This is a genomic window from Mycobacterium sp. TH-M103 (assembly GCF_057473785.1).
Genome location: NZ_JBYCLG010000362.1, coordinates 1 through 6309 on the forward strand (window position 1 = coordinate 1; position 6309 = coordinate 6309).

Here is a 6309-nt window from a genome sequence, read left to right on the forward strand (position 1 = left end):
CGACATCGCCGCCCTCGACTCCACCCTGACCACGGTGGAGCGGGTGCTCGATGTGGATGGTCTGCGCACCCGCATCGAGAAGCTCGAGCACGAGGCGTCCGATCCGCAGCTGTGGGACGACCAGACCCGGGCCCAGCGGGTGACCAGCGAGCTCTCGCACGCCCAGGGCGAGCTGCGCCGTATCGAGGAGCTGCGGCGGCGCCTCGACGACCTGCCGGTGCTATACGAGCTGGCCGCCGAGGAGGAGGGCGGGGCCGGGGCCGACACGCTGGCCGAGGCCGACGCCGAGCTCGCGGCGCTGCGCGCCGACATCGAAGCCACCGAGGTGCGCACCCTGTTGTCCGGCGAGTACGACGAGCGCGAGGCGCTGGTCACCATCCGCTCCGGCGCGGGTGGGGTCGACGCCGCCGACTGGGCCGAGATGCTGATGCGCATGTACATCCGGTGGGCCGAGCAGCACAAGTACCCGGTCGAGGTGTTCGACATCTCCTACGCCGAGGAGGCGGGCATCAAAAGCGCCACCTTCGCCGTGCACGCGCCGTTCGCCTACGGCACGCTCTCGGTGGAGCAGGGCACCCATCGGCTGGTCCGGATCAGCCCGTTCGACAACCAGAGCCGGCGCCAGACGTCGTTCGCCGAGGTCGAGGTGCTCCCGGTCGTGGACACCACCGATCACATCGACATCCCCGAGGGCGACGTCCGCGTGGACGTCTACCGTTCCAGCGGGCCCGGCGGGCAGTCGGTGAACACCACCGACTCGGCGGTGCGTTTGACCCACATCCCCACGGGGATCGTCGTGACGTGCCAGAACGAGAAGTCCCAGCTGCAGAACAAGGTGTCGGCGATGCGGGTGCTGCAGGCCAAGCTGCTGGAGCGCAAGCGCTCCGAGGAGCGCGCCGAGATGGACGCCTTGAAAGGCGAGGGCGGCAGCTCCTGGGGCAACCAGATGCGCTCCTACGTGCTGCACCCGTATCAGATGGTCAAGGATTTGCGCACCGAGTACGAGGTGGGCAACCCGGCGGCGGTCCTGGACGGGGACATCGACGGGTTCCTGGAAGCGGGGATTCGGTGGCGCAACCGAAAAGATGACGACTAACCCCACCGTCCTCGCCGCGGCCCGGGTGTCGGCGGCCTCCGCCACCCAGCGTTGGCACGACTTCTGGCGCGGCGAGATCGGCGAATGGATCATCACCAGGGGTCTGCGGATCGTCATGGTGCTGATCGCGGCGGTGCTGGCCGCCCGCTTCGTCAACTGGGTGGCCCAGCAGGTGACCCGGCAGCTGGACATCGGGTTCGCCGAGAGCGACGCGCTGGTGCGCTCGGAGGCCACCAAGCACCGGCAGGCCGTGGCCTCGGTGATCTCGTGGGTGTCGATCGTCATCATCGGCATCTGGGTGATGCTGCAGATCGCCGACGTGCTGCGGTTCTCACTGGGTGGGCTGATCGCGCCGGCCACCGTGGTGGGCGCGGCGCTGGGCTTCGGCGCCCAGCAGCTGGTCAGGGACATGTTGGCCGGCTTCTTCATCATCGTGGAGAAGCAGTACGGCTTCGGCGACCTGGTCACCCTGACCGTGGTGGCATCGACGGACGCCAGCGGCACGGTCGAGAACGTGACCCTGCGGGTGACCCGGCTGCGCTCGGCGGACGGTGAGGTGTTGACCATTCCCAACGGGCAGATCGTCAAGGTGGTCAACCTGTCCAAGGACTGGGCCCGCGCGGTGGTGGACATTCCGGTGTCCATCAACGCCGACCTCAACCGGGTCAACGAGGTGTTGCACCAGGAGTGCGAACGCGCGACGGGCGACCCGGTGCTCAAGGACCTGCTGCTGGACGCGCCGACCGTGATGGGGGTGGAAAGCATCGCGGTCGACACCGTCACCCTGCGCGTGGTGGCCCGCACCCTGCCCGGCAAGCAGTTCGAGGTGGGCCGGCAACTGCGGGTGCTGGTCATCCGGGCGCTGGCCCGTGTCGGCATCGTCACCGCGGCCGACGCGACGGTGGGCCTGGTCGAGGACGACCCCGCGGTACCGGCCGCCAAGGCCGCCCGCGACAAAGCGGAGGCAGCCGGCGACAAGTCCGCCGACGCAGGTGACACGACCACGGATGCGGTGCAACGGCGATGAAGGTCACCCTCAACGTCCTCGAGAGGCACGGCGCGGAGCAGGAACGACGCTGGCCGGGTTATCTGTTCGGCGGCCGGATCCGCACGTCGACGCTGGTGCTGATCGTGGCGTTCCTGGCGGTGTGGTGGGTCTACGACACCTACCGCCCGCAGCCGCCCCCCAAGCCGCCGGCCCCGGCGGTGGTGCCGCCGGGTTTCGTGCCCGACCCGAACTACACCTGGGTGCCGCGGACCCGGGTGCAGCCGCCCCCCACCGTCAGGTACACCCCGACCACGACGGTGCCGCCGGCGCCGACCACGACCGAGCCGCCGCCCGTCACGACCACGACCACCGAGCCGCCGCCGTTCGTGCTGCCGCAGCTACCGTGCCTGCTGCCGCCGCCCTTCTGCCCGCCCAGCACCACCCCGACCACACCAACGCCGATGCCGGGCCCCGGCCCGGCGCCCACTTCGGCACCACCGGCCAGTTGACTTCGTCCAGCGGCGAAAGCCGCGGCTACACTGGCGTGCCGTGATGATCACCCTGGACCATGTCAGCAAGAAATACAAAGCGTCGGCGCGACCGGCGCTGGAGGACGTGAACGTCAAGATCGACAAGGGTGAATTCGTCTTTCTGATCGGACCGTCGGGTTCGGGCAAGTCGACGTTCATGCGCCTGCTGCTGGGCGCGGAGTCACCGACCGCGGGTGACGTGCGAGTGTCGAAGTTCCACGTCAACAAGCTCCCGGGTCGCCACATACCCAAGCTGCGCCAGGTGATCGGCTGCGTCTTCCAGGACTTTCGCCTGCTACAGCAGAAGACCGTGTACGACAACGTGGCCTTCGCCCTGGAGGTCATCGGCAAACGCACCGACGCCATCAACCGGGTCGTGCCCGAGGTGCTCGAGACGGTCGGCCTGTCCGGCAAAGCGAACAGGCTGCCGCACGAGCTGTCGGGCGGGGAGCAGCAACGCGTCGCGATTGCCCGCGCGTTCGTCAACCGGCCCCTGCTGCTGCTGGCCGACGAGCCCACCGGCAACCTCGACCCCGACACCAGCAACGACATCATGGATCTGCTCGAGCGGATCAACCGGACCGGCACCACGGTGTTGATGGCCACTCACGACCACCACATCGTCGACTCGATGCGGCAGCGGGTCGTCGAGTTGTCGTTGGGCAGGCTGGTTCGCGACGAACAGCGCGGCATCTACGGGATGGATCGCTAAGTGCGCTTCGGCTTCCTGCTCAACGAGGTCCTGACCGGTCTTCGTCGCAACATCACCATGACCGTTGCGATGATCCTGACGACGGCGATCTCGATCGGCCTGTTCGGCGGCGGTCTGCTGGTGGTCCGGCTGGCCGACAACTCCCGGGCCATCTACCTCGACCGCGTCGAGACCCAGGTCTTCCTCACCGAGGACGTCTCCGCCAACGATCCGGCCTGCGACGCCGACCCCTGCAAGGCGCTGCGGGAGCGCATCGAGGCGCGCAACGACGTCAAGTCGGTGCGGTTCCTCAACCGCAAGGACGCCTATGAGGACGCCATCCGGAAGTTCCCGCAGTACAAGGAGGTCGCCGGCAAGGACTCGTTCCCCGCGTCGTTCATCGTCAAGCTGAACAACCCCGAGCAGCACAAGGACTTCGACATGGCCGTGCAGGGCCAACCCGGGGTGCTGTCGGTGCTCAACCAGAAGGATCTGATCGACCGGCTGTTCGCGGTCCTGGACGGGCTGAGTAATGCCGCCTTCGCCGTCGCGCTGGTCCAGGCGGTCGGGGCTGTCCTGTTGATCGCCAACATGGTCCAGGTCGCGGCGTACACGCGGCGCACCGAGATCGGGATCATGCGGCTGGTCGGGGCCAGCCGCTGGTACACCCAGCTGCCGTTCCTGGTCGAGGCGATGTTCGCCGCCACCGTCGGGGTCGCAATAGCGATCGCCGGCCTGATCCTGGTGCGCGCGTGGTTCCTGGACAGTGCCCTCAACCAGTTCTACCAAGCAAACTTGATCGCCCGGGTGGACTACGCCGACATCCTCTACATTTCGCCGTGGCTGTTTTTGCTCGGCGTGTCGATGTCGGGCCTGACGGCGTACGTGACTTTGCGGCTCTACGTGCGGGAATAGCTGTGGCCAACAACTCCGCCCGGGCCAAAGCGACGGGCGACAAACGCGGTGGCAAACGCATCGTCGCGACCAATCGCAAAGCGCGGCATAACTATTCGGTTGTCGAATTGTTCGAGGCCGGGGTTGCGCTGCAGGGTACGGAGGTCAAGAGCCTGCGCGAGGGACATGCCTCGCTGGCCGACGCCTTCGCGCTCGTCGAGGACGGCGAAGTCTGGCTACACAACGTGCACATCCCGGAGTACCAGCACGGCAGCTGGACCAACCATGAGCCCCGCCGCAAACGAAAGTTGCTGCTGCACCGCCGGCAGATCGACACGCTGATCGGCAAGATTCGCGATGGTAACCTCGCACTGGTGCCGTTGTCACTGTATTTCTCCGAGGGCAAGGTGAAGGTCGAACTCGCACTGGCGCGCGGCAAGCGGGCGTACGACAAGCGCCAGGACCTGGCTCGCCGTGACGCCCACCGCGAAGTGGTCCGTGAACTGGGCCGCCGGGCCAAGGGGTTGAGCTGATCGGCGCCGCGTACGCCCAGCTTTCGGCCGTGTCCTACGGCGTCAGCGATTTCGTGGGCGGGGTGGCCGCACGCCGGGTCGCGGCGCTGCGGGTGTTGTTGGTCGCCTACCCGATCGAGGTCGTGTTGCTGGGCGTGCTGGCAGCCAGCGCGGGCGGGCCGATCCGCTTCGGCGCGGTCTTCTGGGGTGTCCTGTACGGGCTGAGCCAGGCGCTGGGAATGTGGGCGTTCTTCGCGGCGCTGGGGTCGGGCCCCATCTCGGTGGTCTCGCCCGTGGCGGCGGTGCTGAACGCGGCGGTGCCCGTCGCCGTCGGCGTGGTGCTGGGGGAGCGCCCGGGACAGACCGCCTCCGTGGGTGTCGTGCTGGCGATGGTCGCGGTGATGCTCGTGAGCCGCGAAGCCACCGTCGAGGGCGTGACGCCGTACCGGTTCACGCCGAAGGTGGCGTGGCTGACGGTGGTGGCCGGCGTGGCGTTCGGGATGGACCTGGTGTTCCTCCATCAGGCGCCCCACGAATGCCGGTTCTGGCCGCTGTTCATCGCCCGCCTGTCGGCGACCGTGGTGGTGTTGCTGCTCGCGGCGACGAGCAAGAAGTTGCGGCCGCCGCGTGGTAAGCCGCTGCTGTTGGCGGGGGCGGTGGCCCTGCTGGACATCTTCGCCAACGTCACCATGCTGGAGGCGCTGCGGTCGTGGCTGTTGTCGTTGGCCAGCATGTTGATCTCGCTGTATCCGGCGGCGACGGTCGTGCTGGCGATGCTGGTGCTGCGCGAGCGCGTGACGCGGTGGCAGGGCCTCGGCATGGTGTTGGCCATGGGTTCCGTGGCGATGATTGCCGCGGCGTGACCGCGAGGGTCGGCCGCTTGGCCGGAAGCTGAGCGGCTTACGATCCGGGGATGGCCGACCGACCCGTGACCAAACTCGACAAGTCTGAGGTCCTCGCCGGGCTCTTCGCGGTGTGGGACGACCTCGGTGCGCTCCTCGAGGGGCTGCCCGACACGCAGTGGCAGGCGGTGAGCCCGCTGCCCGGCTGGGACGTGCAGGCGCTGGTGGCGCACATGATCGGCACCGAGTCGTTCCTCTCCGGCATCGCCTCGCCCGAGCCCGACTGCGACGTCAAGGCGCTCGAGCACGTCCGCAACGACATCGGGGCGATGAACGAGTGCTGGGTGCGCCATCTCAGCGGGGAACGGGGCGCCGACGTGCTGGCCCGGTTCCGGGAGATCACCGGCACCCGGCGCAAGGTTCTGGCCGGCATGTCCGACGAGGAGTGGAACGCGGTCACGCCGACGCCGGCGGGCATGGACAGCTACGGGCGGTTCATGCGGATCCGGGTCTTCGACTGCTGGATGCACGAGCAGGACATCCGCGCCGCGCTGCAGCGGCCCTCGTCCGACGCCGAACTCGACGGGCCGGCGTCACAGCTGTCCCTGGACGAGATCGCGGGCACCATGGGATTCGTCGTGGGCAAGCTCGCCAAGGCCCCCGACGGCTCCCGCGTCCTGTTCGAGCTGACCGGGCCGCTGGCCCGCAGCATCCGCGTCAGCGTCGACGGCCGCGCGCAGGTGGTCGACGATTTCG

Annotated in this window: 8 protein-coding genes; all 8 read left to right on the forward strand. The window is 68.4% G+C overall.

The genetic code is table 11. The annotated features are described in order from the left end of the window. The coding region (prfB, locus tag AC2VOR_RS20015; RefSeq protein WP_486964383.1) for a peptide chain release factor 2 at positions 1-1096 on the forward strand (1096 nt) is incomplete at its 5' end. Continuing rightward, positions 1086-2123, forward strand: coding sequence for a mechanosensitive ion channel family protein (locus AC2VOR_RS20020; protein ID WP_369739810.1), 1038 nt, complete (start codon positions 1086-1088; stop codon positions 2121-2123). The genes prfB and AC2VOR_RS20020, both read left to right, overlap by 11 nt. Beyond that, a complete protein-coding gene (locus AC2VOR_RS20025) occupies positions 2120-2593 on the forward strand; it encodes an Rv3103c family proline-rich protein (protein ID WP_369739809.1) in 474 nt (157 codons plus the stop codon). Before AC2VOR_RS20020 ends, AC2VOR_RS20025 begins: the two co-directional genes overlap by 4 nt. A gap of 43 nt (positions 2594-2636) precedes the next feature. Then, positions 2637-3326 carry a cell division ATP-binding protein FtsE gene (ftsE, locus tag AC2VOR_RS20030; protein ID WP_369741703.1) on the forward strand — a complete coding sequence of 230 codons (690 nt, stop codon included), beginning with the start codon at positions 2637-2639 and terminating at the stop codon, positions 3324-3326. Then, positions 3327-4220, forward strand: coding sequence for a permease-like cell division protein FtsX (gene ftsX / locus AC2VOR_RS20035; RefSeq protein ID WP_369739807.1), 894 nt, complete (start codon positions 3327-3329; stop codon positions 4218-4220). A gap of 2 nt (positions 4221-4222) precedes the next feature. Continuing rightward, positions 4223-4732: an SsrA-binding protein SmpB gene (gene smpB, locus AC2VOR_RS20040; protein WP_369739806.1), complete on the forward strand. Its 510-nt coding sequence runs from the start codon at positions 4223-4225 to the stop codon at positions 4730-4732. Further along, positions 4729-5574 (forward strand): EamA family transporter, encoded by an 846-nt coding sequence (locus AC2VOR_RS20045; protein ID WP_486964385.1) that lies wholly within the window; start codon positions 4729-4731, stop codon positions 5572-5574. The genes smpB and AC2VOR_RS20045 overlap by 4 nt, the downstream gene beginning before the upstream one ends. A gap of 50 nt (positions 5575-5624) precedes the next feature. Beyond that, positions 5625-6309, forward strand: a 685-nt coding sequence (locus AC2VOR_RS20050) for a maleylpyruvate isomerase family mycothiol-dependent enzyme (RefSeq protein WP_486964384.1), incomplete at its 3' end; no start/stop codon positions are given.